Source organism: Vibrio sp. HA2012 (assembly GCF_002812955.1).
GTDB lineage: Bacteria > Pseudomonadota > Gammaproteobacteria > Enterobacterales > Vibrionaceae > Vibrio.
Map to the genome: position 1 here is coordinate 25,586 of NZ_PFXK01000012.1, position 26,960 is coordinate 52,545.

Here is a 26,960-nt window from a genome sequence, read left to right on the forward strand (position 1 = left end):
CTATAGCTGGATAATCGTACCAGGAGGGGAACGGTAAGCCTTATCAAGATGCATAAACAGTTCCTCTGGCTGGCGTAAAAATGTGGATATATTACTGCGTATCTGCCTTATTTGTCCGAAACGTTCAGCTCCTTCAATGTTAATATCTGCAATGATCACAGCTACATCCGCATTCTGAATCTGCTTTTCAGACAGAATATGCTCACTGCCAAGTGCACCCTGAGTTTCCACTTCAATCTGAATCTCATTCTTTTTACAAAACTTTTCTAACAATTCTGCAGCCATATATGTATGAGCAACGCCACTGATACAGGCAGTAACAGCAATAATATTCATAATCTATTAACAGATAAAAAAATAGAGGTATAACCTAAGTATACCTCTATTATTTATGACTTACTGATGTTGTTTTATTGATTTTTCAGAGAGTAAGATGCTGATCATTATATCGGTTTAAAGCGCATTCAAAACCGTGCTGTCCTTCCCATATACGTTATCCCAATCAGCCTTAAAACCCGCAATGCCAGTATCAGTCAATGGGTGATACAGAAGAAGATCAAACACATCCGGAGCGATTGTTACAGACTGAGCTCCGGCTTTTGCGACCTCATGCACTTGTTGAACGTTCTTGAATGACGCTGCCAGTACTTTTGCATCCAGACCATATATATTGATTAAGTGAGCAATCTCTGCTGCAAGCAGGGTTCCGTCACCACAAATATTATCCAGCCGATTAACATAAGGAGCCAAAAACTCCGCCCCGGCTTTGGCCGCCATTAATGCTTGCTGAGGTGTCAGAATAGCCGTTGCTGTAATACGAATGCCTTTCTCTTTCAATAACTTCATCGCTTTAATACCCTGAGGTGTCACCGGCACTTTAATAATCAATAAGGGGTCTACAGCACACATGGCTTCCGCTTCTTCAACCATTATCTCGGCAGTCGTTCCCATCACCTGTGCATGCAACATACGTTCAGAACCAATGATTTCACGAATTCCGGTCAGTACATCCTTTAGTGGTTTGTTTTCTTTGGCAACAATTGACGGGTTGGTGGTTACGCCATCCAAAGGATACAGATCCAGTGCTTTTTTTATTGCTTCAGGGTTGGCAGTATCTAACATATAAATCATGCTTATCTCCAATGGTTATTTCTTAAATCCAAATTCTTTCAGGCAGCGGGTAATAGCAGCCTTACTTTCAGTAAAAACAACCCCCTGCTCAGCCAGCTTAGAAGTATTCAACCTGACATCCCGGGTCTTTGGTGCATCATTGTGCCCCAGAAGATCTCCCAGACGAGCCTTCTGCCCAATTTCAGTCAGTATATGTTGGGTAATCTCATACCGACTGGCCTGATTATGCGCACCGGTATGATAAATTCCATATGGAATTTCGAAGATCTTTTCAAATTGTTCAATTAATTCATGAATATAAGTCAGACCCCGATATTCATTACGACGCTCAGTCATTTTTTGTCCGGAGATCAATGCCTGAAGAACATTCCACAACACATTCGGATTAATACTGGTATTTCGTTCTGGAAGACCAAACATCCAGGTAAAACGCAGGATCCACAATTCATCCAGAATAGAACTGAGCTCTTTTTCTGCTTCCAGTTTATTTTGACCATAAACCGTATCCGGGGCTGGTATATCACCTTCTGAGTATGGACCCGCTTCCTCATTACCGTTAAAAACCTGCTCCGTACTGATAAAGACTAATTTAGCCCCAATATCTTTACAGGCTTTCGCAACATTTACCGCTCCCTGAACATTAACTTTATGAGCAATATCCGGATGCTTATTACAAAAATCCGTTACCGCAATAGCCGCAGCATGAATAACATAATCCGGATTAACTTCTGAAAATATCGCAGAGACCTCCTCTGCATTTGTAATATCCAGTTGCTCCACATCTGTTGCCGTAATGGCATACCGATTCTGATACAACTGAATAAAACGAGTACCAAAAAAACCGTTTGCACCCGTTATAAGTATTTTCTGCATCATTAACCTCCAATGATGACTGTGTAACCATAAGCTTCAATATGACGACAAACAGAAGCGATCTCTTCTGTACCGGGGACAGGAACATCTTTGAAAGCATATTCCAGATTAAACGTTTCGTATTTGCTTGCACCATACTGGTGGAAAGGCAGAATATGCAGTTCGCGCAACTGAAATGGCCGTAGAAATGCCAATATTTTATCCACATTAGTCAAACTTAATGTGTAACCGGGGATCAACGGTAATCGGGGAATAACGTTAATCCCCATACCAGCCAGTTGACTAAAACCGGCCAGTACCCGCTCCAAATCAATTCCGGTCACCTGTCTGGAACGTTCTGAATCCATAATCTTGAAGTCAAACAAGACTTCATCACACAAAGCTCCCAGCCTGAGTAACTGTTTTATATTGCCCTGGCCAGATGTTTCAATCGCTGTCCGGTAACCTAACTGCTTAAGTCGTTTCAACAGCATAATGGCAAACGGAGCCTGCATAAGAACTTCCCCTCCGGATAAAGTGACGCCTCCGCCAGACGTTCGGAAGAACACATCATCTTTCTCTATCTCAGCAAGGATCTCCTCCACACTCATATCCCTGCCGACTATTTCCAGAGCCCCTCCGGGACAATCATCAACATCCATATCACACTGACTACAGTGAAGACATTTCACTTCCCGCCGGATCACTTGTGACTGCAAAGAACGAGACTCAGGATTCGAACACCACGGACATTTTAAAGGGCATCCCTTGAAAAATACGACAGTACGGATCCCCTCCCCATCATGCAGAGAATAGCGCTGGATATTAAATATTCGCCCGGTTTCCCGAGCTTTCTGCTCACAGTTCATGAGCAGTTCTTCGAATAATGTCATCCTGGATCTCTTTCGACAGTTCAACGAAGAAAGCGCTATATCCAGCTACCCGTACCACCAGCCCTGCATAATCTTCCGGATTTTCCTGGGCTTTACGTAACATATCCGCATTCAGCACATTGAATTGAATATGCTGCAGTTTCAGCTTCATAAAAGCTCGCAGAAACTGACTCAGTTTATTCAGCCCCGCATCCCCCTCCAATGTAGATGGTGTAAACTTCACATTCAGCAAACTGCCGTTAGACAGCAGATAATTATCCAGCTTAGAAACCGATTTAAGCACAGCAGTTGGTCCCTGATGATCTTTACCCAGCATAGGAGAAAGCCCGCCGTCTGCCAGCTGTTCACCAGACAAACGTCCGTCAGGTGTCGCACCAACAACAGCACCTAAAGGTACATGAGCGGAAACAGTATAAGATCCAGGAGTAAACATACCTCCCCTAGGATTGCTATAACGTTCAACCTCTTTACAAAACAGACGCAACAGCTCAGAACCGATTTGATCGACGGAATCAATATCATTACCGTATTTTTCATACCGGTTAATCAAACGAGCCCGGATTTTATCCCCCCCTTCCAAATCGAAGTTAGCGTTCAATAACTGAATAAATGCCTTAAATGTGCTGCGTTTTTCTTCAAAGACATATCGTTTTAGTGCATGTAGTGAGTCAGACAAGTTAGCAATACCTATTCCCTGAACCCCTGAGAAGTTATACCGTCCGCCACCATAGGTAATATCTTTACCATTCTCGATACAGTCACTGATAAAAGAAGAGAGCAGTGGTACCGGAGCCCAGTCGCGATGGCCGATATCGCAAATATTAGAGCCATCGATCATCAACTTCACATAATGGCAGATATCTTCTTTCATCTGGGACATCAGGCTGTCATAAGTAACATTTGTGTTATTTTCGTTACTCTTAAGCGTTAGCTCCATCACCTTAAGCAGATTAAACATCGCAATATCATGCAGACCATAAGTTTTGCCTGGAATAGACAACTCTACACACCCTACAACCGCATAGTCACGGGCATCTTCCAGAGACACACCACGGTTAAGAAAAGCAGGCACAATTACTTCATCATTGAATACCTGAGGAATCCCCGTCCCCAAACGAATGGTTTCCGCCGCTTTATTTAAAAATGCCCGATCAATAAACTCATTTACCCGCACACCCAAGTTTGGCTGTGGAAGCTGAATACTCTGATAGGCATCAAGGCATAAGGTAGACAGTTCATTAACGGCACTTTGGCCCGTTTCCGTTAACCCCCCCAGCAGAATGGTGTAGCCGGTCGGAAAGCCGGCAAAAAACTTCGCACTACCTGATGAACGCAATAACACAATATCGTTAGTTTTGATCCACAGACTCTCCAGATATTCCCGCAAAAACGCGGTATCTTCATTCTGCGCCACTGACTTCCGGTAAAAAGGCAGCATATACTGATCAAATCGTCCCAGAGACAGAGAACTGGCATTCGACTCATATTGCAGAATAATATTCATATACCAGAACAGCTGACACGCTTCGATAAAGTTATCCGGCTTTTCTGTGGCTATCTTTCCAGATACCCTGGCAATCATATTCAGTTCGTGTTTTCTGCTAACATCTTCACACTGCGAGGCCATCTCAGCGGCCAGTGTTTCATAGCGACGAATATGTCGGATAGATGCCTGCAGAAGAATAAGTACCGACTGGTAGAAAACATTGTCAGGATTAGACAGTGCCCGAGACTCCAGTTCATCAGCTAATGCGCCAAGGCCATTGCTGAGCAGGCGTTCAAAATCGATGATAATATGTCCCTGGCCTTTGTCAGTCTGATTTACGCTGAAAACCTTCTGACCTACTGCGGCTTTAATCTCTTCCGGAAACTGGCTATTTATAAAATCTTTCATGGAACGCTCTGACCAGTACGGCAGCAGTTGTTCACGATAGATGGCTTTCTCTTTTTCCGAGATATAAAACCGGTCTTGTGGGCGGGTATCAAAGGTATCCAGCTCTTTATCTATCCAGTACGGATCCATTTCCGGCGACACAATACCGGCACGTGGCTTAACAGTACGGTTACCGGCAATCAGTTCATTTTCACGGATGGAAATTGCAACATGATCAAGAATATGAGCAGTAGCTTTTGCACGGCGAAGAAGCGTATGCTCACCTTCCGTCTTTTGGTGACTTTCTGTATACAGAAGTGCACGTTCCAGTGATATTTCTCTGTTCGCTTCAAACAGTGCAGATTTAAGTTTTTCTATTCTTACAGTGCTCATAGCAAGCTCCGTTAATAATGAGGTGTTGAGTCTTGTTATATACCCTCCCTTGTTCCTGATAAGAGAGAGGAATTAATGCATTAAACGTTTGCCAGATGTGCTTCTATCTTATCCATAACCGCAGCCGCTCTCTTCACTGCATCACTAACCCCGATACGAACAACGACTTTACCTTCGAAACGTTCCTGATTTTTAATATCGATATCTTTGGTCAAAATAACCACATCTGCGGCAGCAACTTCATCTGCTGTCAGCGCGTTTTCAATACCGATAGAGCCCTGAGTCTCTACCTTACAGCTCCAGCCCTTATCTTTTGCGGCTGCTTCTACTGCTTCTGCAGCCATATATGTATGTGCTACACCCGACGGACATGCGGTAACAGCGACGACATTGACCATATTGTTTCTCCTGAGATATTTTTGTTAGGAAGAGCTGCCAGTCTTCTGACAAACAGCTCTGCATTGAATAATGAACCAAATCATCTATTGAATACGGATATGAATTAACCAATCGAAATATCTAGATCTACCTCATCTGATTTCGTTGTTGTCTGTTTTCCTGCACCAACCTTACGGCGAGCTTTAAGAAAGTTCACCATAAGTGCAGTGACAACCGAACCCGCAGCCAGTGCAATAATAAAACTAAAACGACCCTCCACTACCGGCAGTACAATCAGCCCACCCCATGCTGCAAAACTTTTGACACCAAGTACAGCAGCGATTACAGAACCACAAGCTGTACCAATCATGATAGAAGGCAATACTCTCAGAGGATCTGCAGCCGCAAACGGAATAGCACCTTCAGTTATCCCCATGGTTCCCATCAGAATAGATGCGCGGCCGGCCTCCTGTTCGTCAGCAGCATACAGTTTTTTATTCATAAAGGTTGCCAGCCCCATCCCGACAGACGGGACAGCCACAGCCACTGAAGAGATACCAGCAACGTTATAAATGCCTTCCCCTACACACAGAATGACAAATGCATATGCCACCTTGTTTACCGGCCCCCCCATATCGAATGCGATCATCAAACCCATAATAATTGCCAACACAACGATACTGGAATCCTGCATACCTTTAAGAAAACCAGTCAGAGCAGCGGTAGCCGAACCGATTGGCTCACCAATTCCCCAAACAATTGCACCCGCAGTAATAAACGTACCAATAATAGGAATGACAAAAATGGGCATAATGGAACGGGCAAATGCAGGAACCTTTATCTTTTTCAGATAATGAACAACGATACCGCCCAAAATACCGGCGAAGATAGCGCCAAAGAAGCCCGTGTTGTACATATTGGCACCAATAAAAGCAGCAATTGCAGACGGAGCAAGAGCTGAGCGATCAGCAATCGAGTAGCCAATATAAGCTGCAAGAATCGGCACCATTAACTGGAAACCTGCCACGCCGATAAAGAACAAATCGTGCAGCCAGGTTCCCTCTTCGGGTACAGCACCTTTACCGTACAACATAACCGATGCTGCTAGCAAAATACCGCCTGCAACAACAAATGGAATCATATGGGATACACCCGTCATCAGGTGCTGTCTTGTATTTTTCAGTATGGAAATGATGTCATTCATAACATTGTTCCTTAGAGCACAAAGCTTTTAATAGTTAGTCTTGGATTTGTTCACGTTTACTTACTGCGCAATAAGTTCACAGCATCGGAATTACCGATACTAACCTTCGAAGTTGTGACACTAATATAGTTAGCAAATATGCTATCAAGTTAGAAGATAAAACTTCTATTTACTGGATTTTTGTAAGATCAAATTCAGAAGGTGATCTACAACACACAATAGTCACCCTGACATAAAAAGATAAAAATACAAAACTAATTACATGAAAATAAACAAATTAGTAAAAAATAAAAACAAAACACACATTTAGAACCTTCACTTTTTTATCCATATACACAGCATATTAGACAGAGATCACACTCGAGAACAAATATAACAAATATCCAGTAAAACGAAGAAATCTCCAATAGAGATAATAAAAATGACGTTTTATTGTGTAAAAACAAAATGAACCCGATGAAGCAACCGATTCAGAGGCAAAAAAATTATTCGTTCTGAGGACAGTATTTATGAAAACCTTCTCTTTCTCTTGTGAGCTGCCAAATGGTGTCCATGCTCGTCCGGCGAGCTATGTAGAGGCATTGTGTAATGAATTTGAAGCTGACATTCAGTGGAAAAATGAACGTACCGGTATTTCTGCCAACGCAAAAAGTGTACTCTCCCTGATAGGCACTGATACATTGCAAGGAGATCCATGTCTGGTTTTTATCGAAGGTAAAGACGAAGATGCAGCATTCCAGAAACTTTTCTCTTTTATTCAACACGAATTTCCACACTGTGATGCCCCTCTGGAACAAACTGAGCAGAATGATGGGGAACTGAGCATTCTTCCGCGTAATTTTTCCAATCTGAATATACCTGTAATTCGCGGCCACGCAGTTAGCAGCGGATTTGGATCTGGCCAATTGGTTCAAGTTGGTGCAATCAACTTCGATAACCTGAATGATCTTCCTGAAAATCGAACAATTGCAGAAGAAAAAGCCGCTTTATCAAAAGGCTTAAAACAACTTTACCGAACATTTGAATTACAGATAACCACCACGAACCATACTGAAGCGGAAGTTATTACAGCCCATATTTCGATTGTTAAAGATGCTGAATTTCACCAAACACTGGAAGCAAACCTCGTAGAAGGACGCAGTTGTGCTGATGCCGTTATCGCGACCGCCAAACATTTCAGCGAACAACTGCAAAACTCAACTTCTGCCTATATGCGTGAACGTGAACTGGATATTCGTGACGTCTGTTTTCAGTTACTTCAGACTCTCTATGGTGAAGACAAGTTCTCCAACCAGCTCACGCTTGAGCAGCCGAGTATCTGTATTGCCGACGACCTGACACCGAGTCAGTTTCTTGAACTGGATAAAAAACTTCTGAAAGGACTCATCCTGACTCACGGTGGCAGTACTTCCCACACAGTCATCCTGGCTCGATCTTTTGCCATCCCAACTCTCGTCGGTATTGATGAAACCAAACTGTCAGCCTTGGTCGATACTCAGGTTTTCGTTGATGGCAACCTAGGACTGGTTGCAACAGAGATCACCGAACCTCTGCGCCGCTACTACGCAGAAGAACAGCGCATGGCCAGCATTATTGAACAACGTCAGAGCAAGTTTCGTGAGAAACAAGGTAAAACTGCAGATGACCAAAAGCTGGAGATCGCCGCTAATATCGCTCATTCAGTGGAAGCTAAATCTGCATTTGGTAACGGTGCAGAAGCCATCGGACTGTTCCGCACTGAGATGCTATACATGGATCGCGACTCAGCCCCGGATGAAGATGAACTGTACAACATATTCTGTCAGGCTCTGGATGCAGCAAACGATAGATCGATAATCATTCGAACCATTGATATCGGTGGTGATAAACCGGTGGACTACCTAAATATTCCTCAGGAAAACAACCCGTTTCTGGGGTATCGTGCCGTGCGTATCTACGAAGAGTTCTTAGACATGTTCAAGATACAGCTACGCAGCATCCTTCGCGCTTCGGCTCACGGTTCATTGAAGATCATGATCCCGATGATTTCTTCTCTGGAAGAGATCTTGTGGGTGAAAGATGTGCTGGCGGAGGTACGTAAAGAACTCCGCACCGAACATATTCCCTTCGACGAGAAGATCCCGCTGGGCATCATGCTGGAGGTTCCATCAGTGGCCTTTATCATCGATCAATGCTGTGAAGAGATCGACTTCTTCAGTATCGGCAGTAACGACCTAACCCAATATCTGATGGCTGTAGACAGAGACAACGCCAAAGTAACCAAGCACTACAACAGCTTAAACCCGGCTTTTCTGAGAACCCTGGATCATGTCGTACGTGAAGTTCACCGTCATGGCAAATGGATCGGTCTGTGTGGTGAACTGGGTGCCAAAGGATCGGTGCTACCACTGCTGGTAGGTTTGGGTCTGGATGAGATCAGTATGAGTGCTCCGAGTATTCCTGCTACCAAAGAACGGATAGCAAAACTGGACAGCCGCTCCTGTCGCCGGTTGCTGAATAAGGCCATGCAGTGCCGCACTTCTCTGGAAGTAGAACACCTGCTGGCTCAGTTCCGTATGGAGCAGAGTGATGCACCACTGATTTCCCAGGAGTGTATTACGCTGGACAATGATCTCCGCAGCAAGGAAGAGGTAATCAAGACGCTTTCCGACAACCTGTTTCTGGCAGGTCGCTGCCGCTACCCACAAAAACTAGCTGATGATTTATGGGCGCGTGAGGATGTTTTTTCTACGGGGCTGGGCTTTGGTTTCGCGATTCCTCACACCAAAAGTGAACATATCGAGCAATCCACTATTAGTGTATCCCGCTTAGCTAACCCCATAACCTGGGGAGATGAAGAAGCGCAGTTTGTCATTATGCTGACCCTGAATAAACACGCTGCAGGAGATCAACATATGAAAATCTTCTCTAAATTAGCTCGACGTATTATGCATGCCGAGTTCCGCCAAAACCTGATGAATGCAGCATCAACCGAAGCTATCGAAACAATACTTAAGGCTGAACTGGAATTATAAACACAAAGATTCCTTCTATTTCAAAATGTTACATTTCATATGGTGATATACTCTCCTTCGGGATATTGGCAGTACTTATTCAGTACTGCCCTTTTTCATTATCACTTATATCAGGGATGCCAAATAAGGACTGAGCAATGAACAAACTTTTAGACCACCTTTTGCAACAAGAGCAACGACTACAGTTTCTCCATTTTTCCCATACAAGAGCCTGGGAACTGGGATGTGCATTAAAAAAAGCAGCAGAACAGAAAGAAGCAAAGATTGCTATTGATATCACTATGAACAGCCTGTGTATTTTCAGTTATACCATGCCAGGAACTCGCCTCGACAATGTCGAATGGATTCGACGTAAAAGAAACGTAGTTCAACGCTATCAAAACAGTTCGTGGTATGTCGGTAACTACTATAAAGCAAAGGGAAAATCTATTGCTGAAGCATCACTGGTTGACCCCTGTGAATTTGCCCCATTCGGTGGCAGCTTCCCTCTCAACATCCGCAATGTCGGTACAATAGGAGCCATTACGGTTTCTGGTCTGTCGCAGGCTGAAGACCACCAGCTGATTGTCGATGTGCTGGAAGAATTCCTGTGTAATGAGAAATAATAAAAAGCAGGCCGTACCATCATACGGTACAGCCTTGATAACACCCAAAAACTATATTTTTTTCGACTCTGCCCGATATGCCCAAACCATCATCAGAATCCCGATAATAATCATTGGAGACGACAGGATCTGTCCCATAGAAATAATGCCGCTAAATAACCCAAGGTGAGCATCAGGTTCACGGAAATACTCAACGATAAACCGGAATACGCCATAACCTGTTAAAAACAATCCAGAAACCGAACCGGCAGGTCTTGGTTTACGAATAAACAGATTTAAAATAGCAAACAACAGTAGCCCTTCCAGTGCAAATTCATACAACTGGGAAGGATGACGTGGCAGATAACCACCACTAGGAAACAGGATAGCCCATGGCACATCCGTCACCCGTCCCCAAAGCTCATCATTCATAAAATTCCCCAGTCTGCCCATGCCCAACCCGAAAGGAACCAGTGGCGCAATAAAATCGGCAACACTAAAGAAAGAGCGTTTATTTTTCCAGCCATACCAGTACATAGCACTGATAACCCCCAGAAGCCCTCCGTGGAAAGACATACCACCTGTCCAGACTTTAAACAAATACAGGGGATCATCCATAAACAAATCAAAATGATAAAACAGAACGTAACCAACCCGTCCGCCTATAACAACCCCTAAAAAACCAGCAAATAATAAGTCCGAAACTTGCTCTCTGCTCCATCCGCTGCTTTTTTTATCTGCCCGCCGGTTTGCCAGCCACAGAGCAAAGATAAAGCCAAACAAGTACATCAGCCCATACCAACGAATGGACAAAGGCCCAAGCGAAACCAGAACAGGATCAATCTGTGGAAACTCAATAAACCCCTGAGTCATAAACATTCTCTTTTTAAACAGGATGGATCAATCAGATAAACAGCATCTTACCAGCGACAAACAGCAAAAAAACAGCAAATACTTTTTTCAGCAAACGGGTTGGCAACCGGGTAGTTAATGACACCCCAATACGGGTAGTGAACATAGATGCAGCCACAATCGCAAACATAGCAGGAAGGTATACATAGCCAAGGCTGTAATCCGGTAAGTTTTCTTCTCCGGCTCCATTCAATACAAAACCGATCATACCGGATACTGCAACCATAAAACCACAGGCTGAAGCCGAGCCAATAGCTTTTCGCATCTCAACACCAAATCGGCTCAGGAAAGGGACTGTAAGCGAGCCACCACCGATCCCGGCTAGTGTTGCTACCGTACCGATAAGCACGCCAGACAGCGCCATACAAACTTTTCCCGGCATATGACGTGCTTTTGTGGTTTTAACCGAGAGAAACATCTGCAGTGCCAGCCCCAGTAAAATCACACCAAATATTTTAGGCAGACTGTCAGCCGGAACCAGTTCAGCAACATAAGCCCCCAGAAATCCTCCCAAAATAATGCCGGGGATCAGCCATTTTACGACAAACAGATCAACATTCCCTTTTCTCAGATGGTTACGAACCGACGAAGCGGATGTCACGATAATAGTAGAAAGAGAGGTTGCCAGTGCAATATGCATAATATTATCAGCACCAATCCCGGCTTCCGGCAGCAGCCACAACAAAACCGGAACCACGATAATTCCGCCCCCGATACCCAGCAGACCAGCCATAATACCGACGATACCCCCAATAAGGAAAAGCATCACTAATAATTCGTAATTCAAGATAACCTCTATTTATTACCGGCCCGAACCAACCCGGCCAGCCCTTTTTCTTCCAGATACCTAAATACAATATTAGATATCTTATGCCCATACGATTGCATGAGAGCCTTTTCCGCCAACTCGTTTAATTCCGAACAGTCAGACTGACGCAGCAGGTACTTAATCCGTGCCACATTAGAAGCGTTCATACTCAGAGAGCGGTAACCCAGTCCGGTCAATAATAATGCCCCGATAGGATCTCCCGCCAGCTCACCACAGACACAAACCGGTAACTGATAACGAGTACAGATATCCCTGATCTGTTTCAGTGCCATAATCACTGCCGGATGCATCGATTCATAAATATCAGCCACACGGGTGTTATTTCGATCAACGGCCAATAAATACTGGGTTAAATCATTACTTCCGACAGAAACAAAATCCACATCATTTGCCATCATGGGCAATAGATAAAGCATGGAAGGTACTTCGACCATCACACCAATCTGTGGCTTGATGAGATCAGGAAAAAGCCGTTTCACCTCATTATACGCTTGCCAAATCAGCATCATGGCGTCATCGAACTCCTGACAACTGGAAATCATCGGCAGCAAAATACTCAGGTTATTTATTCCGATACTGGCCCGGAGCATGGCTCTGACCTGAATGAGAAAGATATCCGGATGATCTAAAGTAAAGCGGATCCCCCGCCAGCCTAGAAACGGATTATCCTCTTCTATCGGCAGATATGGCAATGCTTTATCTCCACCAATATCTAGTGTACGCAGCACCACTTTTTGCCCGGCATAGGTCTGCAAAATTGCCCGATACTGTTGTGCCTGCTCTTCTTCAGAAGGAAAACGGTGTTGAAGTAAAAAAGAAAACTCCGTACGGTACAAACCAACCCCATCAACCCCGGGATTAATGCCGGTATTCGCATCAGCGTTCAGCCCAGCATTCAGCAATACTTCAATGTTATATCCATCTTTAGTCTTGGCTGGCTCAGTGATTTCACCTTCAACCATGCGGGAGAACTCTGATTCTTCCGTCTGCAGCAGACGATATTCGTGCAGAATCTGTGGATCCGGATCAACCAGAATTTGACCATTATACCCGTTTATAACACCGGTTTTACCATGCAGGGCTTCAGGATTACAGTTGGCTCCCATCACCACCGGTATACCAAGAGCTCTGGAAAGGATTGCTGCGTGTGAATTGGCGGCTCCTTCCATAGAAACAACCGCCAATAATTTATCTTTAGGAATACCAGCCAGAATTGAAGCGGTTAACTCCCTTACAACCAGAATAACCGGATCCTTCATCTCCAGCCTACAGGCTTCCGTATTATAAAGAAAATACAGCAGACGCTGACCAAGCTCACGAATATCCTGTGCCCTTTCCCGCATATAGACATCCGTCATTTTGGCAAAACGGTTGGAATAACTTTCCACAACCTGCCTTAATGCCCAGTCAGCGCGATCCCCTTTATTGATCTGACTTTTCAGATCAGAACGCAGCATAGGATCGTTCAATAGGTGAGTAAAAAGATCAAAAATAGCCAGAGCATCTTTATTGATTTCATTATCCAGTTTCTTCCGCATCCGGCGAAAATCGACCGTGGCATTTTCCACTGCCATCGCCATCCGCTCCTGCTCCTGCTCTGTATCCAAAGAAGAAGCAGGATAAACCTCAGAAAGCTCAGGCTGAGTATTATCCCACCAGAAAGAACCCACAGCGATACCGGACGATGCCCCCAGCCCCTGAATCACTTCACTGGTTTTATCAGAAATCAGCCAGTGTCCCTGCGCCTGTGCATGAGCAATAATGACAGCAATCTGAGCCGCCAGTGTGACCAGAAAAGACACTTCCATTTCACTAAACTGACGGGGAGATTTCTGCTGAATAACCAGTACACCCAATACCTGCTTCCGGTGAATAATAGGTGTACCGAGAAAAGAGTGATAAATATTCTCTCCCAGCTCAGGAAAATATTTAAACTCGGGGTGTTCAGAAGCCTTAGCCAAGTTAAGAGGCTCCGCATTTCTGCGTACCAGACCAACCAGTCCTTCATGGTAACCGATATAAATGGTTTTACCCCGAAACTTCAGACCCTGTGTTGCAATCAGTTCCAGCCTCTGTTTTTCATTATTAGCCAGATAAACGGTACAGCACTCGGTCTGCATGGCCTTACAGGTTTCTTTAACCAGAACAGCAAAAGCCTGATGGACGTCATCGACTTTTGATACCTGTTCAACGATATCCCTTAGCTGGGTAAGCATTTCTATCCTCTGCGGTTTTTACGTTTACCTTTTACTTTTCGCTCCCTAAAAGGCATTGCAACAGATGCAAACTCTTTCATTGCACGACGATAAACATCTCGTTTAAAAGAAACAACCTGTCTGACAGGGTACCAATAACTTACCCAACGCCAACCATCAAACTCAGGCGTATTACCACGCTGCATATTAATCTGCGACTCATCGCAATTCAGCTGCAGTAAAAACCACTTCTGTTTCTGTCCGATACAAACCGGTTTTGAATCCCAGCGAACCAGTCGTTTTGGCAGGCGATACCTTAGCCAGTGCCGACTTGTTCCTATGATTTTCACGTCTTGTTTTGTAAGACCAACCTCTTCGTATAATTCACGATACATTGCCTGTTCGGGAGTTTCACCATCATCAATCCCCCCCTGAGGGAACTGCCAGGAATGTTGTCCGTATCGTTTAGCCCAGAATACCTGACTATGGTTGTTACAAATCACAATTCCCACATTTAAGCGGTAACCATCGCCATCGATCACTGGCTGACCTCTAAAAAAATTTCTATTGGCCTGATTTTTCCACATATCCCCAGATGGGGCAAACTTAGCAGGTGATTTTACTTAAGTTTTATTATCCAGAGCCCATATTTTGAATAACTTTCTGTGAAGAAATAAGTTATCAACACACGAGTGAGACATAATCCACATTTATTCACCTTTTCTGTGAATAAGTGTGTGAAGAATTAGGATCCTGAATGAAGCTTAGATCATACAAGCATCAACCAACGAATTATAAGAACAAAAAAATAAAAACAAAAATACCAAAATAACAATAAGTTAATCTTAATTAAGAACTTAAAAAGATCTTTTCTGGCTACGTTTTTTTTCGAAAAAAACGGATCGGTCAAAGATCCATCACACCGCTCTTTATCCACATCAACAAATATTCAAATAAGAAGAAACCCCATTTTGCAAGCGGTTTATCACTACTAACTCCCTGTTAATTGATCCAGTAAACAGAAAATAGATCCTGTAACAAAGAAATACCTGTGGATAACCTTAAAAAGACCACACCATCTTCTGGCAATGATCCTCTGCATTTCACCGAACTGCTAATTGAAAATAACCACTTAAACGTCCATTATATAGACCGAAGTAATACCACTAACATCATGATGAAAAAGAGAATCTCCAGGTGAAAACGAAACTACCGCTCAATTCCGGTCATTGGGTACTCATCACTGCTCTACTGGCCGCAGGATATGCCTGTTACCTGCTGATTCAGCCTTACATAAATTCTATCGTGATGGCTTTTATTCTGTCTCTGCTGATGTCTCCCGTCCACCAACGCATTGAAAACAGGCTGCCCAATTCACCGAATACGGCTTCTTTTCTCTCTTGTATTGTACTGACGTTTATTATCGTGATCCCATTGCTGGTTATCTTTGCTGCTATAGTTCAGCAAGGATCCGTTGCGTCACAAAATGTCTATCACTGGGTAAGCAACGGAGGAATTGACCAATTTTTTGCTCAACCCTGGCTCCTGAATATTGTGACCCTGATTAACGAATACTCACCGTTTGATAACATAGAACCACAACAAATAGCCCAAAAACTTGCACAGTTTTCAACTACTTTTGGTAGCAAGCTGGTATCCATCAGCGCAAAGATCCTCGGTGATGCAACAAACTTTCTGGTTAACTTCTTTCTGATGCTGTTTGTTCTGTTTTTTCTGTTCAGGGATCATGACCGGATCATCCGGGTAATAAGACACGTATTTCCTTTATCCCGGAGTCAAGAAGACAAACTTCTGGATGAAATAGAAAAAGTATCAAAATCCGCTGTCATGGGTTCCTTCCTGACAGCTCTGGCACAAGGAGTGGCCGGAGGCATAGGGATGCTGATAGTCGGATTTCCGGCACTTTTCTGGGGAACAGTAATGGGATTCACCTCTTTTATTCCTGTCGTCGGTACCGCATTGATCTGGCTACCGGCAACAGCCTATCTTCTGCTGACCGGTGAAACAGGATGGGCTGTCTTCCTCGCGCTCTGGAGTATCACTGTTGTCGGCTCCATTGATAATCTCTTACGCCCGTTTTTGATGCAGGGCAGTGCTGGTATGAATACACTAATGATCTTTTTTTCTTTACTGGGAGGGATCCACGTATTCGGCCTGATTGGGTTAATATATGGTCCACTGATATTCGCTATTACGATTGTTTTATTTAATATCTACGAAGAAGAATTTCATCACTTTCTCCATAATCAGGATAAAAATTAAATTTACTTCATGGTGCTGGCAGATTATGCGAAAATCTGCCCGTTTTTGCTGTTTTACTGCACCCGCTAAGAGAAAAAAATGTCAGTTTATACCGCCCCAAGTCAGATAACCGAACGTCAGTTTTCCTGCTTCAAAGGTAAACGGGTATTAGTAGCCGGTGAAGCAGAAGATCTGCTGCCGGTAGAACTCGCCGGCCATTGTGAATCCGTTTCCGTATTTACGACCAACTACGGCTATTACCGTCAGCTCTCTGCCTACCCGACAATCAACTGCTATTTTGATGTAGAGCTGGATACAAAAGCTGAAGCCGATATGATCCTGCTGTACTGGCCGAAAGCCAAAGCAGAAGCCCAGTATCTGTTACATATGCTCTTTTCCCGTCTGGGTACAAATACTGAAATCTGTGTTGTTGGAGAAAATCGCTCCGGGGTGAAAAGCATCGAAAAGATATTTCAGCCTTACGGTACTATCCGCAAATACGATTCAGCCCGGCGTTGCTCCTTTTACCGCGGAATCTGTAGTGAAATACCCCGCCCTTTCCGGCTGGAAGAATGGTTTAAAACTTACCCGCTGGACATAGCCGGTACACATTTAACCATCAAAAGTCTGCCTGGTGTATTCAGCCATGGTGAATTTGATCTCGGAACCCAGTTACTTATTAACACCTTGCCGATATTGCAGGGACGAGTACTGGACTTCGGATGTGGTGCCGGTGTTATCGGCAGTGTATTAGCCAGAAAAAATCCAGAAATAGAACTGGAAATGTGCGATATCAATGCGTTTGCTATTGTTTCAAGTCGTGCCACCCTGCAGGAAAATGGCCTTCAGGGTAAAGTCTTTGCGTCTGATGTCTATTCGGATATATCCGGAAACTATGATTTTCTGATCAGTAATCCTCCTTTTCACTCAGGACTGGATACCAGCTACAATGCGACCGAAACGTTGCTGGAACAGGCTCCGAAATACCTGTCCTCCCATGGAGAACTTTACATTGTTGCCAACAGTTTCTTAAAATACCCTCCGATTATCGAAACGGCATTCGGTAATTACGCAGCAATTAATAAGACCAGTAAATTCACAATTTACCATGCAAAAAAATAACCTAAATCGTTTAAAATGATAAATATCTAAGCACAAAAAGGACAAAAAGGACAAAAAGGACAAAAACAAACCACAAACCACGTTTCAGACAAAACTTTCTTGCCAAAGAAAAATAAGTTGGTAGTTTTAGTGTATCCGTCGGACAACAGCATGGCTGCTGTCCGCACATACCATGGCAATCAATCTGTATTTTACATCCAATGTTAATCCAACACGCTAATAGCCGGAGACTAAAACACCTGCAGTGCACTCTGACCGGGATATTACTGCTGTTTAGCCTTATCCCGCTGACCAGTATTGCTCTGGTTTACCTTCAGGCCCACACCAAGGCTCTGCAAGAACAAGACCATGCATACCTCCGTTCAATCCGGGACGCCAAACATCAGCAGATAATTGATTACTTTAATGCGCAGGAATCTTATGTACTGGGGGTTGTCCGTTCAGAACTGACCTATGTCAGCGGCGGAAAATTTTATGGATTGATCCACGCTTTCCGTGATCTGGGACAGGATATGGATCAGGCGAGAAAAAATGCCCAACGCCGATATATTCAAGGCTCTGGAGATAAGATACAAACATCCGTATTAAAAGAATCAGACAACTATTCCGGTAGTGAACGCTATCGGCTATTACATGAGCGTTACCACAGAGCCTTTATTGAATTGCTGAAACGCTCAGATTTTGATGACATTTTGCTGGTTGACCCCCAAGGTAACGTTACTTATTCAGCCAATAAGAATGATGATTTCGGTACCAATTTGTTAACGGGAATCTACCGCAATTCAAATCTGGGTAAGACATTCAGAACCTTACAGCAAACCGTAGCACAGTCACACAAAGACATAGAAGAGTATACCCCGGTTATTATGTCTGATTTTTCCGGACAAGGAGACAAAAGCTACGCCTGGTTTGCCGCACCAATAATTCAACAAGGCTATCTGCACAGTTATGTACTACTCCGCCTGCCTATGACTGGCATCAGCCGCATAATCACAGATAACGCAGGTAATGAATCCCTGAAAACCCTTCTGGTCGGCAGTGACCTGCTACCCCGAACGCTGGGAATAACAGACTCGCAGATAAAAAACCGACAGATGATACTGAAAAAAACACTCTCTGGAGAAGCTTGTGTAAGCAACTATACAAACAGCCAGAATACAGATGTTATCGCCGCCTATACGCCAGTGAGAGTCAATAATCATCACTGGGCACTGCTGACCGAAGCACCGGGAAACAGAGCAAACAACAAAATCGTGCACCTGAAACAGATTCTTATCATTAGTGTACTATTTACAGCGGCTCTGGCTCTTCTTACCTCATATACCCTGTTTACAGCACCTTCTTCGCCTCTGCTAAAACTACTTCTGACAGCAGAAAAATCTACATCCCATGGTCAGGAAAAAGAGCTAAACCAGCAACAAGATCAGGAAAAGCAGAGGCAAACCATACGGATAACTCTGGTAGAGACCATGAACGCAGCACTGAATTACTGGGAAGAGGCCACCGGCTACAACAAATTTGATTTAGCAGAGCAGAGCGGTCTGTGGCGTGTTTATCTTGACAGGGGAACATTGCAGACCCGGACACTGGATAAATACCTGCATCTTAAAACATTGCCGAAAAGCCCACGCTGGAGAACCGTATTAAAATCGGCTGATTTCATTCTGACTCATTGCACAGCTACATCCGAAAAACGGAAAAAGCTCTGCTATCTGTACAATAAGCTGCAGGATCTGCTGGGATAAAATGCAAAGGGAAAGCTTTGCTTTCCCTTTGCATCAATACCTAACGTCTACTGCCCGGAACCGGTAACCAGACGAGCAGAGCTCTGAGAACCGATAAAACACATGACCACCAGCGTTACCACTGTTGGCAACAGCCATCCCATCCCGTAATCAACCAGAGGCAGGAAGCCAAATACAGATACATCAGCACCCGCCACTTTCGCGGCATCAATCAGAGCAAACAGCAGAGAAACCGCAATCACAGTGCGATACGCCAACTCCGAATTAGCCAGAAAGCGCCGGGAAAACGTCAACATAACCAGAGCAATAGCCACCGGATACAGTGCAAACAAAACCGGAACAGACAGAGTGATCAACTGTGACAGGCCAACATTCGCTACGGTTGCACAAGCGATGCCATTAACAATTACCCAAGATTTATACGAAAGCGGAGTTAATGAGCAAAAATAATCTGAGCAGGCAGAAATCAGCCCGATAGCTGTTGTCAAACATGCCAGCAGGATAATCACCGACAAAACAAGTTGACCCGATGGACCAAATAAAGCCTGAACATAGGCACTGAGAATCACCCCACCATTATCTGCTCCGACTATCACCCCCCCACTGGTTGCTCCCAGATAAAACAGGGAAATATAAACAAAGGCCAGGCCGACAGCAGCAATAACGGCAGCCTGAATCAGATATTTCGTCATCGCAGCTTCTTTATGAATCCCTTTTTTACGCAATACGTCGACAATCAACATGCCAAACATCAGAGAAGCAAAAGTATCCATTGTGTTATAGCCTTCCAGAAACCCTGTCGTCAGTGGCTGAGAAATATAGTTTCCCTGAGCAGCCAGAGCATAACCCTGAGGATTAACAAACACACCAATAGCCAGAACCAAAAGACAAATGAACAATACTGGAGTCAGCAGCTTACCGATAACATCAATTAACTTTCCCTGAGACCAGGCAAAAAACATTGCGACAACAAAAAACAGGATAGAAAAAAGAGTCAGGTCGGTCTGAGTTGCATCAGTAATAAAAGGCTTAACAGCCATTTCATAAGAAACCAATGCTGTTCGCGGAGCAGCAAAAGCCGGCCCTATAATCACAAAAATCAACACAGCCATAATTGTCGCAGCACGCTTAGGCAAGCTTTCCGTCAAATGACCCCATGTGCCACCAGCAATAGCGACAGCAATAATGGTGATCAGAGGAAGACCGACAGCTGTAATAAGAAAACCAGACATCGCCGGCAATAAATTTTCACCGGCAAGTTGACCGGCCATAGGAGGAAAGATAATGTTGCCTGCACCCAGAAAAAAGGCAAACAACATAAAACCGACAGCAAATATATCGGTTAACTTAAGATTCTGATCCACAGAACACCTCTATCACAATCTTTTGCTCTTTTTATAAACAAAAGGATAATTCACTAAAAACCTAGCGCGAATCATGAACAAATGAGTAATAAGGATCAACCGGAACGACAAAAACAGAGCTTTAATCCAACCAAAACCCAAAAAACCAGAGTTAAAGCCCAACATTAGCAGATTAATTAGTTTTTAAAACCAATTAACCAAAAATAAACAAAGCAAGAATCGAAAAGATAAAACCATTCATAGCCTGATTTACAGATTTTGATTCTATATTGTGATCTATTTGTGAAATTTTATGCAAAAACAAGAAAAAACCACTAAAGATTTCCATTTCAAACAATTCTCCATTTATGGTGGATTATCCGGAATGCCGGTTAGTACAGACGGTGTACTACTGGGAGCCTGGTGTAATATGAGCGGAACCCATAGAATACTTGATATCGGTACAGGAACCGGGCTACTGGCACTGATGTGCGCACAGCGCTATCCGAAAACACTGATCACGGCAGTCGAGCTTGAACCTCAGGCTGCACTGGCCGCTGAATACAATTTCAGCCAAAGCCCATGGAAAGAAAAAATCAATTTAATTCATAATGATATAAAAAACTTCGATTCAAAGTGTGGTTTTGACGCCATCATATGTAACCCACCCTATTTCAACTCTGGCGCACAATCAGAGCATCCTTCAAGAGCCATAGCCCGACACACAAACTCTCTTTCACACGATGATCTTATTAACAAGTGTAAAGAATTAATTACACTTAAAGGCAGAGCCAATTTTATTCTTCCGCTCACAGAAGGCCTGGCATTTATTCATACGGCAGAAAATTGCGAATGGTTTATATCCCGGCTCTGCAAAGTACGTTCTACAGCAAACAAACCTGTACACCGTTTACTGATTGAACTATCGTTGCAAAAAGGCAATTGTGATGAATCTGAATTGATCGTGCATGATATGCAAGGATACAGCGAATCTTTTACCACTCTTACCAGAGATTTTTATCTCAAAATGTAGTGAGATCAGTTTCTGTCGAATCTCACATATTGAGATGACAGATATATCGCTCTATAATGCGCGGCCAAACAGGTAACTACCTTCCGTCAGGTAACTGCCTTCATTCTAAGAACAACGTTGTTCTGTTAACATCCCCTGCTTGTGGAGATCCTATTGTGATCAAAAATTTCTCTGAACTTGAACTGGATTCAAACCTGCTGGATGCAATTCAGACGTGTGGCTTTACTCGTCCGACCCAGATTCAGGCTGAAGCCATCCCACAAGCACTGGATGGCCGGGATATTCTCGCTTCAGCGCCAACCGGAACCGGAAAAACAGCCGCCTTTGCGATCCCTGCACTGCAATATCTGCAGGATTTTCCCCGTCAAAAAGCAGGACCAGCCAGGATCCTGATCCTGACTCCAACCCGCGAACTGGCAATGCAGGTAGCGGAACAAACCCGATTACTGGCTCAAAATACCAAACTGAAAATCATCACCATTACCGGTGGTGTCATGTATCAGGAACACGCTGATATTCTGGCGGCGACTCAAGATATTGTGGTCGCCACTCCCGGCCGTCTGATGGAGTATATAGAGGCCGAACGTTTCGACTGTCGTGCTATTGAATGGTTGATACTGGATGAAGCAGATCGGATGCTGGATATGGGATTCGGCCCAGTAGTAGACCGGCTTTCCGATGAATGCCGCTGGCGGAAACAGACGCTGCTGTTTTCTGCAACACTAGAAGGAAAAGGCGTCGAAGGGTTCACCGCCGATCTGCTGAATAATCCGGCAGAAATCGATGCCCAGCCTTCACGCCGGGAAAGAAAGAAAATTACCCAGTGGTATCACAGAGCCGATGATATGGGGCATAAACTGGATTTGCTGAAGCATCTGCTGGCAGAAGAGGCTGAGCGAACCATTATTTTTGTAAAAACTCGGGAACGCCTGTCAGAACTGCGCAGTAAACTGGAAAGTGCTCAAATCACGTGCAGTTGGATTCAGGGAGAAATGCCTCAGGATAGACGTAACAATGCAATTCGCCGCTTCCGCGACGGAGAGGTAAATATCCTTCTGGCAACTGATGTAGCGGCTCGGGGTATAGACCTGCCGGATATCAGTCACGTAATCAATTATGATATGCCTCGCAGTGCAGACGTTTACCTTCACCGTATCGGACGTACAGCAAGAGCCGGTAAAAAAGGCAGTGCCGTCTCTCTGGTTGAAGCTCACGATCAGCCGATGCTGGAACGAGTTTCCCGTTACATTAAAGAAGATATCAAAGAACGTTTTGTTGAAGGGCTTCGTCCAAAACATAAAAAACCGGTATTCAAAAAGAAGAAAAAAAGTAAAACCAAACCGGCAGGTAAAAAGGCTTCCGCAGCAGGCGGAAAAAAAAGTCGTGTGAAAAAGAAATAATCTACAAAAACGGGGCTGTTCATCAGCCCCGTTCTCCATGCAAAGCTCTCTTTATCCCTCTTCAGCAATCAGGTTATGTTTATTCAGCAAACGGTACATAGTTGCCCGGGAAACCCCCAGCTCTTTCGCTGCCGGTGATACCTGTCCGCCATGAGATTCCAGTACCAGTACCAACGCATCCCGTTCAGAATCTTCCCTTATCCTTTTCAGGCTGCGTTTTCCGTTCAGGCGCTGTGGTAAATCAAGCTGAGCCATATGAATCATGGCTCCGTCTGACATCAAAACAGCCCGCTTAATTTGATTGATCAATTCATGAATATTGCCGGGCCACATATACTGTGTCAGAGCCTTCATGGCTTCATCTGAAAACTCAACAGCCTGAGCATGATACTCTCGGGAAAACTCCCGCAAATAGTGGGCAGCAAGAACCGGAATATCTCCGACTCTTTCTTTCAGGCTCGGAACATTGATCCTCAGTACATTGATATAGTGATAAAGATCTCCGTCAAAATCATTCTCCAGCAATGCCTTTTCGATATCACAACAATTGGCAGCCAGCACCCTGACATTCAGCTCAATACTGCCTTCATCGGTTTCCAGTCTTCCTTCCTGCATAAAACGCAGCAGATTAACCTGCTGTGATCTGGGCATACTTAAAATATCATTCAAAAACAGAGTGCCTTCATCAGCCTGTTCAAGTAAAGACGGAGCATCCCCCTCTTCTCTGTTAATACCAAACAGATCTTTCTCCATTCGGGATTCAGAAAGAGCGCCACAATTAACCGTTATAAATGCTTTCTTTGCCCGGGAAGAGGTATTGTGGATGGCTTTTGCAACCGTTTCCTTGCCAGTTCCGTTTTCTCCGTAAATAAGGATACTGACATCCGTCGGACCAATACGCTTAATCTGTTCTCGAAGACGCTTTATCGGCATGGAATCGCCAAGTAATCCCATGTCCGTATTCTGTCCGTAAGTAGGCCATACCTTCTTTTCCAGCTTCAGCATACCCAACTGGTGACCAATCGTACTCAAAAGCTGCGTATCCGGTATCGGAGCCGTAAAAAAGTCGATACAAAAGTTAACAATAAACTGGCAGATCGTATCTGAACTTAACTGAGCTTCACGAATAAAAGCCAGCCAACGTACCTGCTTATGACTGCTGACCAAATTCGCAATACCATTCAAACTGAATTCATCCTGAGTAAGGTCTACAATACCGATACATGGCCCTGACTCAGTAAACAATGAATCTGCTTTCCGCAGATCACCACAGCGCTGGCACTGCCAGCCGGCCTGTTCAAGTACGGATAACCAAGGTTCATGTTTACCGCCAACCACAGTCAATGAACCTGGTACAGAATCCATACGGAATTTAGTAGCCATTTTTTTTCCTTTCTTTTTATTTTTCTAACATCAAATCTAGCAAACGTGACACTGACGAGAAACGGGATTTTCACAAAGTTTCTTGTCTCATAGTTAAGACTTAGCATACGGAAAGAAAACTTCAAGTATGATCCATTACTACGCTTTTATCCTTACATAAAAGTTAAAACAAAAAATCTTTGAAAATTCAATCAGTTTTTATCTGATAAGCGATAAAAATCGCAACAAACCTTGTGAGAGAGTTTTCAAAGACAGACTGCCAGTCAAATAAAACCCATCTTATTAAACAGACAAAACCCGCCATTACGACGGGTTTTATGTTCAAGTTAGAGTAAAACAGTCAGAAGATAACTTATTTTACGGTAACGAATTCCGGATAAGCACCAACACCACAATCGCTCATATCCATACCTTCCATCTCTTCTTCTTCTGATACACGGATACCGATAGTTGCTTTAAGAACTGACCATACAACCAGACTTACCACAAATACCCAGGCAAAGATAACGGCAGCACCCAGTAACTGAGAACCAAAGCTGGTGTCACCATTGCTTACAGGAACCATCATCAAACCAAAGAAGCCACAAACACCGTGAACAGAGATTGCACCCACAGGATCATCAATTTTCACTTTATCCAGAGCCAGAATACTGAATACCACCAGCACACCAGCCAGACCACCAACAATCACAGCCGCAACCGGAGACGGAGACAGAGGATCAGCAGTAATAGCTACCAAACCCGCAAGCGCACCGTTCAGTACCATTGTCAGATCCGCTTTACCCCACATTGTTTTACAAACCAGCAGAGCAGTGATCGCACCAGCTGATGCTGCAGCATTAGTATTCAGGAAAACCTGACCGACAGCGGTTGCATTTTCAAAGTCAGACACCATCAACTGTGAACCACCGTTAAAACCGAACCAGCCAAACCACAGAATAAATGTACCCAGTGTTGCAAGCGGCATATTTGAGCCCGGAATCGGATGGATTTCACCATTCTTACCATACTTACCTTTACGAGCACCAAGCAGAAGTACACCAGCAAGAGCTGCAGCAGCACCAGCCATATGTACAATACCGGAACCGGCAAAGTCACTAAAACCTGCAGCAGACAAGAAACCGCCACCCCAGGTCCAGTAACCTTCCATTGGATAAATAAAGCCAGTCATCACTACAGAGAAAAACAGGAATGCCCATAGTTTCATACGTTCAGCAACTGCACCGGAAACCACAGACATGGCGGTTGCTACAAACACGACCTGAAAGAAGAAATCAGATTCCAGAGAATGGTCTGCGTCTTCACCCTGTGTACCGATAAGACCGCCCAAAGACGGGAACCAACCACCTTCTGCATTATCGACATACATGATGTAGTAACCAATCAGCAGGTACATAGTACAAGCAATTGCATATAGAATGAAGTTTTTAGCCAAAATCTCCGTTGTGTTCTTAGAACGTACAAGGCCTGATTCCAGCATGGCAAATCCTGCTGCCATCCACATAACCAACGCACCTGAAATTAAAAAGAAAAATGTGTCCAGTGCGTAACGCAACTCTGTTACTGTCGTTAATAGTTCCATTATAAAATCCTCGTCCATTAAGCCTTAAAGCGCCTCGGTGTCCATTTCACCGGTACGGATACGTACAACCTGTCCCAGGTCAAAAACAAAAATCTTACCGTCACCGATTTTTCCTGTATGAGCGGCTTTGCTAATAGCATCGATTACCCTGTCTGCGTTTTCCGCCTGTGTTGCAATTTCAATTTTTACTTTAGGCAGAAAATCTACCTGATATTCTGCACCACGATAAAGTTCAGTATGACCTTTCTGACGACCAAAGCCTTTTACTTCAGAAACCGTCATCCCTTCGATACCAACATCAGACAGTGCCTCACGGACATCGTCCAGTTTGAATGGTTTAATAATTGCGTTGATAAGTTTCATTGCATCCCCTCTGAGCATTGAGTTCTTGAACACCTAGACTATTATCAAGGAGTATGCCAACTCAATATCTTATTGTTTTAAAAGGTAAAATATATTTATATACAGGTACAAAAGAAAAAAGGCGCACCAGAATAGTGCGCCAGTTTCCCTATTTTAAAGCGAGAAGGCTATCAGCCCCATTGTTGTGCAATAAAGAATAAGCACAGTCTTCTTCTCCAGACAAGAAGAGGCCCTTTCCGTCCGGTAATTATCGGTCTTTTACCGGCGAATAAATTCCATCCATGAAAACAGCAATTGTTCAAAATCTTCCAAACCACAACAAGCTGAACTTTCACAATCGTAAAAATCAAATTCACTAAACTCGTCCGGAAGCTCACTATGATTCAGAGCATGTTCCTGAACCACCACATCTTCCCGGGTCAAAGAAATACTGATCTCTTTTCCTTCAATTCCCGCCTCCTGTACACGG

At 44.0% G+C, this 26,960-nt stretch carries 23 protein-coding genes; 7 read left to right on the forward strand and 16 right to left on the reverse strand.

Annotated features, from left to right (window positions below; all coding sequences use genetic code 11):
- From CSW98_RS16725 to CSW98_RS16755, 7 genes are all read right to left on the reverse strand, one after another.
- Nucleotides 1-336, reverse strand: coding sequence for a fructose PTS transporter subunit IIB (locus CSW98_RS16725; RefSeq protein ID WP_100801620.1), 336 nt, complete (start codon nucleotides 334-336; stop codon nucleotides 1-3).
- Between the two features lie 117 nt (nucleotides 337-453).
- Nucleotides 454-1,131 (reverse strand): transaldolase family protein, encoded by a 678-nt coding sequence (locus tag CSW98_RS16730; protein WP_100801621.1) that lies wholly within the window; start codon nucleotides 1,129-1,131, stop codon nucleotides 454-456.
- Between the two features lie 15 nt (nucleotides 1,132-1,146).
- Nucleotides 1,147-2,004: an SDR family oxidoreductase gene (locus CSW98_RS16735; RefSeq protein ID WP_232733548.1), complete on the reverse strand. Its 858-nt coding sequence runs from the start codon at nucleotides 2,002-2,004 to the stop codon at nucleotides 1,147-1,149.
- Between the two features lie 2 nt (nucleotides 2,005-2,006).
- Nucleotides 2,007-2,876, reverse strand: a complete 870-nt coding sequence (locus tag CSW98_RS16740) for a [formate-C-acetyltransferase]-activating enzyme (protein ID WP_100801623.1) — start codon at nucleotides 2,874-2,876, stop codon at nucleotides 2,007-2,009.
- Nucleotides 2,842-5,142: a formate C-acetyltransferase gene (locus CSW98_RS16745; RefSeq protein WP_100801624.1), complete on the reverse strand. Its 2,301-nt coding sequence runs from the start codon at nucleotides 5,140-5,142 to the stop codon at nucleotides 2,842-2,844. Before CSW98_RS16745 ends, CSW98_RS16740 begins: the two co-directional genes overlap by 35 nt.
- An 80-nt stretch (nucleotides 5,143-5,222) precedes the next feature.
- The gene (locus CSW98_RS16750) at nucleotides 5,223-5,540 is read right to left on the reverse strand and encodes a PTS fructose-like transporter subunit IIB (protein WP_100801625.1); all 318 of its coding nucleotides are present in this window, start codon (nucleotides 5,538-5,540) and stop codon (nucleotides 5,223-5,225) included.
- A 104-nt stretch (nucleotides 5,541-5,644) separates the two neighbouring features.
- Nucleotides 5,645-6,724: a PTS fructose transporter subunit EIIC gene (locus tag CSW98_RS16755; RefSeq protein WP_100801626.1), complete on the reverse strand. Its 1,080-nt coding sequence runs from the start codon at nucleotides 6,722-6,724 to the stop codon at nucleotides 5,645-5,647.
- A gap of 509 nt (nucleotides 6,725-7,233) precedes the next feature.
- Here CSW98_RS16755 and ptsP (CSW98_RS16760) point away from each other — a divergent pair.
- Nucleotides 7,234-9,738 carry a phosphoenolpyruvate--protein phosphotransferase gene (gene ptsP / locus CSW98_RS16760; protein WP_100801627.1) on the forward strand — a complete coding sequence of 835 codons (2,505 nt, stop codon included), beginning with the start codon at nucleotides 7,234-7,236 and terminating at the stop codon, nucleotides 9,736-9,738.
- 137 nt (nucleotides 9,739-9,875) lie between these two features.
- A complete protein-coding gene (locus CSW98_RS16765) occupies nucleotides 9,876-10,343 on the forward strand; it encodes a heme-degrading domain-containing protein (RefSeq protein WP_100801628.1) in 468 nt (155 codons plus the stop codon).
- Nucleotides 10,344-10,394: 51 nt separating this feature from the next.
- On the opposite strand, the gene lgt is transcribed toward CSW98_RS16765, so the two are convergent.
- From lgt to rppH, 4 genes are read right to left on the reverse strand one after another with little or no spacing between them, the layout of a single operon-like run.
- On the reverse strand, nucleotides 10,395-11,195 hold the full coding sequence (lgt, locus tag CSW98_RS16770) for a prolipoprotein diacylglyceryl transferase (RefSeq protein WP_100801629.1): 801 nt from the start codon (nucleotides 11,193-11,195) through the stop codon (nucleotides 10,395-10,397).
- A 31-nt stretch (nucleotides 11,196-11,226) separates the two neighbouring features.
- Nucleotides 11,227-12,021 carry a sulfite exporter TauE/SafE family protein gene (locus tag CSW98_RS16775; RefSeq protein ID WP_100801630.1) on the reverse strand — a complete coding sequence of 265 codons (795 nt, stop codon included), beginning with the start codon at nucleotides 12,019-12,021 and terminating at the stop codon, nucleotides 11,227-11,229.
- A gap of 8 nt (nucleotides 12,022-12,029) precedes the next feature.
- Nucleotides 12,030-14,279, reverse strand: a complete 2,250-nt coding sequence (gene ptsP, locus CSW98_RS16780) for a phosphoenolpyruvate--protein phosphotransferase (protein ID WP_100801631.1) — start codon at nucleotides 14,277-14,279, stop codon at nucleotides 12,030-12,032.
- Nucleotides 14,280-14,281: 2 nt separating this feature from the next.
- Nucleotides 14,282-14,800, reverse strand: a complete 519-nt coding sequence (rppH, locus tag CSW98_RS16785) for an RNA pyrophosphohydrolase (protein WP_100801642.1) — start codon at nucleotides 14,798-14,800, stop codon at nucleotides 14,282-14,284.
- A gap of 655 nt (nucleotides 14,801-15,455) precedes the next feature.
- On the opposite strand from rppH, the gene CSW98_RS16790 reads away from it, so the two are divergent.
- The 3 genes from CSW98_RS16790 (at nucleotide 15,456) to CSW98_RS16800 (ending at nucleotide 19,387) form a co-directional block, all read left to right on the forward strand.
- Nucleotides 15,456-16,541, forward strand: coding sequence for an AI-2E family transporter (locus tag CSW98_RS16790; RefSeq protein WP_100801632.1), 1,086 nt, complete (start codon nucleotides 15,456-15,458; stop codon nucleotides 16,539-16,541).
- Nucleotides 16,542-16,619: 78 nt separating this feature from the next.
- Nucleotides 16,620-17,642 carry a 16S rRNA (guanine(1207)-N(2))-methyltransferase RsmC gene (rsmC, locus tag CSW98_RS16795; protein ID WP_100801633.1) on the forward strand — a complete coding sequence of 341 codons (1,023 nt, stop codon included), beginning with the start codon at nucleotides 16,620-16,622 and terminating at the stop codon, nucleotides 17,640-17,642.
- Nucleotides 17,643-17,842: 200 nt separating this feature from the next.
- A complete protein-coding gene (locus CSW98_RS16800) occupies nucleotides 17,843-19,387 on the forward strand; it encodes a hypothetical protein (protein WP_100801634.1) in 1,545 nt (514 codons plus the stop codon).
- A gap of 47 nt (nucleotides 19,388-19,434) precedes the next feature.
- On the opposite strand, the gene brnQ is transcribed toward CSW98_RS16800, so the two are convergent.
- Complete coding sequence (brnQ, locus tag CSW98_RS16805) at nucleotides 19,435-20,751, reverse strand: branched-chain amino acid transport system II carrier protein (protein ID WP_100801635.1); 1,317 nt, start codon at nucleotides 20,749-20,751, stop codon at nucleotides 19,435-19,437.
- Nucleotides 20,752-21,043: 292 nt separating this feature from the next.
- Here brnQ and CSW98_RS16810 point away from each other — a divergent pair, with 292 nt between their 5' ends.
- On the forward strand, nucleotides 21,044-21,763 hold the full coding sequence (locus CSW98_RS16810) for a tRNA1(Val) (adenine(37)-N6)-methyltransferase (protein WP_100801636.1): 720 nt from the start codon (nucleotides 21,044-21,046) through the stop codon (nucleotides 21,761-21,763).
- 155 nt (nucleotides 21,764-21,918) lie between these two features.
- Nucleotides 21,919-23,163 (forward strand): ATP-dependent RNA helicase SrmB, encoded by a 1,245-nt coding sequence (gene srmB / locus CSW98_RS16815; RefSeq protein ID WP_100801643.1) that lies wholly within the window; start codon nucleotides 21,919-21,921, stop codon nucleotides 23,161-23,163.
- Nucleotides 23,164-23,214: 51 nt separating this feature from the next.
- On the opposite strand, the gene CSW98_RS16820 is transcribed toward srmB, so the two are convergent.
- The 4 genes from CSW98_RS16820 to CSW98_RS16835 all read right to left on the reverse strand — a co-directional run.
- Nucleotides 23,215-24,546 carry a sigma-54-dependent transcriptional regulator gene (locus tag CSW98_RS16820; protein ID WP_100801637.1) on the reverse strand — a complete coding sequence of 444 codons (1,332 nt, stop codon included), beginning with the start codon at nucleotides 24,544-24,546 and terminating at the stop codon, nucleotides 23,215-23,217.
- Nucleotides 24,547-24,898: 352 nt separating this feature from the next.
- Nucleotides 24,899-26,128 carry an ammonium transporter AmtB gene (amtB, locus tag CSW98_RS16825; protein WP_100801638.1) on the reverse strand — a complete coding sequence of 410 codons (1,230 nt, stop codon included), beginning with the start codon at nucleotides 26,126-26,128 and terminating at the stop codon, nucleotides 24,899-24,901.
- Nucleotides 26,129-26,152: 24 nt separating this feature from the next.
- Nucleotides 26,153-26,491: a P-II family nitrogen regulator gene (gene glnK / locus CSW98_RS16830; RefSeq protein WP_100801639.1), complete on the reverse strand. Its 339-nt coding sequence runs from the start codon at nucleotides 26,489-26,491 to the stop codon at nucleotides 26,153-26,155.
- A gap of 258 nt (nucleotides 26,492-26,749) precedes the next feature.
- The coding region (locus tag CSW98_RS16835) for a YacL family protein (RefSeq protein WP_198517360.1) at nucleotides 26,750-26,960 on the reverse strand (211 nt) is incomplete at its 5' end.

Coding starts and splice junctions, on each gene's coding strand:
- CSW98_RS16725 (WP_100801620.1), bottom strand. CDS start 336: ATGAATATTATTGCTGTTACTGCCTGTATCAGTGGCGTTGCTCATACA.
- CSW98_RS16730 (WP_100801621.1), bottom strand. CDS start 1,131: ATGATTTATATGTTAGATACTGCCAACCCTGAAGCAATAAAAAAAGCA.
- CSW98_RS16735 (WP_232733548.1), bottom strand. CDS start 2,004: ATGCAGAAAATACTTATAACGGGTGCAAACGGTTTTTTTGGTACTCGT.
- CSW98_RS16740 (WP_100801623.1), bottom strand. CDS start 2,876: ATGACATTATTCGAAGAACTGCTCATGAACTGTGAGCAGAAAGCTCGG.
- CSW98_RS16745 (WP_100801624.1), bottom strand. CDS start 5,142: ATGAGCACTGTAAGAATAGAAAAACTTAAATCTGCACTGTTTGAAGCG.
- CSW98_RS16750 (WP_100801625.1), bottom strand. CDS start 5,540: ATGGTCAATGTCGTCGCTGTTACCGCATGTCCGTCGGGTGTAGCACAT.
- CSW98_RS16755 (WP_100801626.1), bottom strand. CDS start 6,724: ATGAATGACATCATTTCCATACTGAAAAATACAAGACAGCACCTGATG.
- ptsP (WP_100801627.1), top strand. CDS start 7,234: ATGAAAACCTTCTCTTTCTCTTGTGAGCTGCCAAATGGTGTCCATGCT.
- CSW98_RS16765 (WP_100801628.1), top strand. CDS start 9,876: ATGAACAAACTTTTAGACCACCTTTTGCAACAAGAGCAACGACTACAG.
- lgt (WP_100801629.1), bottom strand. CDS start 11,195: ATGACTCAGGGGTTTATTGAGTTTCCACAGATTGATCCTGTTCTGGTT.
- ptsP (WP_100801631.1), bottom strand. CDS start 14,279: ATGCTTACCCAGCTAAGGGATATCGTTGAACAGGTATCAAAAGTCGAT.
- rsmC (WP_100801633.1), top strand. CDS start 16,620: ATGTCAGTTTATACCGCCCCAAGTCAGATAACCGAACGTCAGTTTTCC.
- CSW98_RS16800 (WP_100801634.1), top strand. CDS start 17,843: ATGTTAATCCAACACGCTAATAGCCGGAGACTAAAACACCTGCAGTGC.
- CSW98_RS16810 (WP_100801636.1), top strand. CDS start 21,044: ATGCAAAAACAAGAAAAAACCACTAAAGATTTCCATTTCAAACAATTC.
- CSW98_RS16820 (WP_100801637.1), bottom strand. CDS start 24,546: ATGGCTACTAAATTCCGTATGGATTCTGTACCAGGTTCATTGACTGTG.
- amtB (WP_100801638.1), bottom strand. CDS start 26,128: ATGGAACTATTAACGACAGTAACAGAGTTGCGTTACGCACTGGACACA.
- glnK (WP_100801639.1), bottom strand. CDS start 26,491: ATGAAACTTATCAACGCAATTATTAAACCATTCAAACTGGACGATGTC.